This is a genomic window from Desulfobacter sp., assembly GCF_050177295.1.
In genome coordinates, this window is record NZ_JBFXHE010000510.1 from 1 (window position 1) to 2,819 (window position 2,819).

A 2,819-nucleotide genomic window follows, 5' to 3' on the forward strand; every position below is an offset into this window, starting at 1 on the left:
CCGATTCCTCTTTCGGTGATCTGCTCACCAAGCCACATAATAAATGCAGTTCCCGCTGTCAGGGTGATAATGGTGATCAGTCTGAATCCCCACCCAGGATAGGGTACAATGGGAACACCGGCAGGCGATGCCATGGATTCAAGGCCGACTGCAATACCAAACCCCTGTATGGCGCTTAACACAACCGTACCATACCGGGTTAACTGGGTTTTCTTTTTACGGCCGGCATCCCCTTCTTTTTTGAGCTGTTCAAGATAGGGAATGACCACGGTCATAAGTTCCAGAATAATGGAAGCACTAATATAAGGCATAATACCCAGGGCAAAAATAGAGAGCCGCTGCAACGCTCCTCCAGAGAACATATTGAACATGGAAAATAAAGTGCCTGAGGCCGATGCGAAAAAAGATTCCAATGCTGCGCCATCAATACCGGGCGTCGGTACATGCACCCCGACCCGGTAAACAAAAAGCAAAGCGAGCGTTATCAATATTTTGCGCTTCAGTTCCGGTAGCTTGAGCATATTCTGGTAGCTGTTCTGGATCATTGAGACTGTTCCTTATACCTTACGCTAATTCTACGCTGCCACCGGCAGTTTCAATTTTTTCTTTCGCACTCTGGGAAACCAAAATATTTTTCAGCACAAACTTCTTGGTGACCTCACCATTTCCAAGAAGTTTAACACCGTCCACAGAACCTTTCACAAGACCGGCTTCCCGAAGAACGGCCTCTGTGATTTGAGTACCGTCATCAAACCGGTCAAGGTCCTGAACATTCAGCACTGCATTATGGGTTTTAAACATATAGTTTTTAAACCCGCGTTTGGGCAGCCGCCTGTAAATGGGCATCTGTCCACCTTCAAAACCGGGACGGACAGATCCACCGGAACGTGCCTTAAGGCCCTTATGCCCTTTTGTGGATGTTTTTCCCATACCGGAACCAGGACCACGCCCAATTCTTTTTCTATTTTTTCTGCTTCCGGGAGCTGGGGCCAGATCATGTAACTGCATCCTAAACCTCCTCTACTTTCACAAGGTGTGAAACCTTTTCCACCTGCCCCCTGATCACAGGGGTATTATCGTGCTCCACAGTGTGATGCATCCGTTTAATGCCAAGGGAGCGAATAATCCGTCCATGCTTTGCAGGACGCCCGATGGTGCTTCTTATCTGCGTAATTCTGATTTTATCAGCCATTGTCCGCCTCTTTATATTTCTTCGGGTTTGAGCCCGCGTCTTCTGGCCACTTCCTCCTTGGTACACAGGGACTGAAGGCCGGCCATGGTGGCCCTTACAATATTCTGGGTGTTGTGGGAGCCAATACATTTGGTCAAAATATCGGTTACACCGGCTGCTTCAAGGACCGCACGGATACCGCCGCCGGCAATGAGTCCTGTACCGGGGGAAGCAGGCTTAAGAAGGACTCGGCCTGATCCGGCGTGGCCCAAAACTTCAAAGGGAACCGTGCCATTCAGGATAGCGACTTTTTTCATATTTCGTTTGGCTTTATCCATTCCCTTTCTAATGGCTTCTGGAACTTCCTGGGCCTTTCCCAGTCCATACCCCACGCTGCCTTCACCATCACCTACCACAACCAGGGCAGTAAAAGTAAAGTTCCGGCCACCTTTAACGACCTTCGCAACACGGTTAATTCTGACGACTTTATCTATCAGACCTATATCTTCCATCTGCTGTTGTTGTCTTGCCAAGGGTGTTCCTCCTTAATTAGAATTCAAGACCGGCTTCCCGGGCCCCGTCTGAAAGTGCTTTTACGCGTCCATGAAAAAGGAACCCATTCCGGTCAAAAACGACCTTTTTAATTCCTTTTTCCATTGCCCTTTTGCCGATAAGGTTGCCCACGGTCTTTGCAACATCCTGTTTTTTCCCCTCAACGGGTGTCTCTTTGTATTCTTTGTCAAGGGTTGACGCTGCGACCAGCGTAACACCTTTGGTGTCGTCTATTATCTGGGCGTAAATATGTTTGGCTGTTCTGAAAACGCTCAGTCGGGGACGTTCCTGATTACCAAATATATTTTTTCTGATCCGTTTTTTTCTTTTAAGCCGTGCGACCAGCCTTGGTGATGTATTTGCCATAATCTATATTCCCCACCTTTTAATCTTTACCAGCAGTCTTACCTGCTTTTCTGATAATTCTTTCGTCAGCATACATAATGCCTTTGCCTTTATAAGGCTCGGGAGGCCTAATTGCTCTGATGTTTGCTGCAGCCTGCCCCAAAAGCTCTTTATCGATACAGGTAAGGGTAACTTCGACGTTTTTGTCAACCGCTGCAGCGACACCATCAGGAAGGGCAAAATCCACAGGGTTTGAATACCCGACAGAAAGCACCAGATTCTTTCCTTTGGTCTCAGCCCGGTAACCAATGCCGGAAAGTACCAGTTTTTTCTCAAAACCTTGTGTGACACCATGCACCATATTAAAAATAAGAGACCTGAAAAGTCCCTGCAGTGCCACTTTCTCTTTATCAGCAGTGTCTGTGGATACACTCAACACCTGGTTGTCAATTTCAATATTGACTGCCGGATGCAGCTTGCGGTCAAGACTGCCTTTAGGCCCTTTGACATTGATGGTATCGCCATCAAGGGTGATTTGAACCTTATCTGGAAGCTGAACCGGCTTTTTTCCTATTCTGGACATCTTATAGCTCCTGTCTTACCAAACGTTACAAAGAATTTCACCGCCGACCTTTGCTTCTTTTGCCTGCTTGTCGGTCATCAACCCCTTAGAAGTCGAAATGATGGAAATACCTAGGCCATTTAATACCGGCTTGATATTTTTTGATTTAGCATACACCCTGCAAGAGGG

At 47.3% G+C, this 2,819-nt stretch carries 7 protein-coding genes; all 7 read right to left on the reverse strand.

What is annotated here, in order from left to right:
- A partial coding sequence (locus tag AB7U36_RS21840) for a preprotein translocase subunit SecY (protein ID WP_428161710.1) occupies positions 1-545 on the reverse strand: 545 nt, incomplete at its 3' end.
- 19 nt (positions 546-564) lie between these two features.
- On the reverse strand, positions 565-1,008 hold the full coding sequence (rplO, locus tag AB7U36_RS21845) for a 50S ribosomal protein L15 (protein WP_428161711.1): 444 nt from the start codon (positions 1,006-1,008) through the stop codon (positions 565-567).
- A gap of 1 nt (position 1,009) precedes the next feature.
- Positions 1,010-1,192, reverse strand: a complete 183-nt coding sequence (gene rpmD / locus AB7U36_RS21850) for a 50S ribosomal protein L30 (protein ID WP_428161712.1) — start codon at positions 1,190-1,192, stop codon at positions 1,010-1,012.
- Between the two features lie 11 nt (positions 1,193-1,203).
- Positions 1,204-1,704 (reverse strand): 30S ribosomal protein S5, encoded by a 501-nt coding sequence (gene rpsE / locus AB7U36_RS21855; protein WP_428161713.1) that lies wholly within the window; start codon positions 1,702-1,704, stop codon positions 1,204-1,206.
- Positions 1,705-1,720: 16 nt separating this feature from the next.
- On the reverse strand, positions 1,721-2,089 hold the full coding sequence (rplR, locus tag AB7U36_RS21860; RefSeq protein WP_428161714.1) for a 50S ribosomal protein L18: 369 nt from the start codon (positions 2,087-2,089) through the stop codon (positions 1,721-1,723).
- Between the two features lie 19 nt (positions 2,090-2,108).
- A complete protein-coding gene (gene rplF / locus AB7U36_RS21865) occupies positions 2,109-2,651 on the reverse strand; it encodes a 50S ribosomal protein L6 (RefSeq protein WP_428161715.1) in 543 nt (180 codons plus the stop codon).
- 15 nt (positions 2,652-2,666) lie between these two features.
- Positions 2,667-2,807 (reverse strand): 30S ribosomal protein S8, encoded by a 141-nt coding sequence (rpsH, locus tag AB7U36_RS21870; RefSeq protein ID WP_428161716.1) that lies wholly within the window; start codon positions 2,805-2,807, stop codon positions 2,667-2,669.
- Positions 2,808-2,819: the final 12 nt, after the last annotated feature.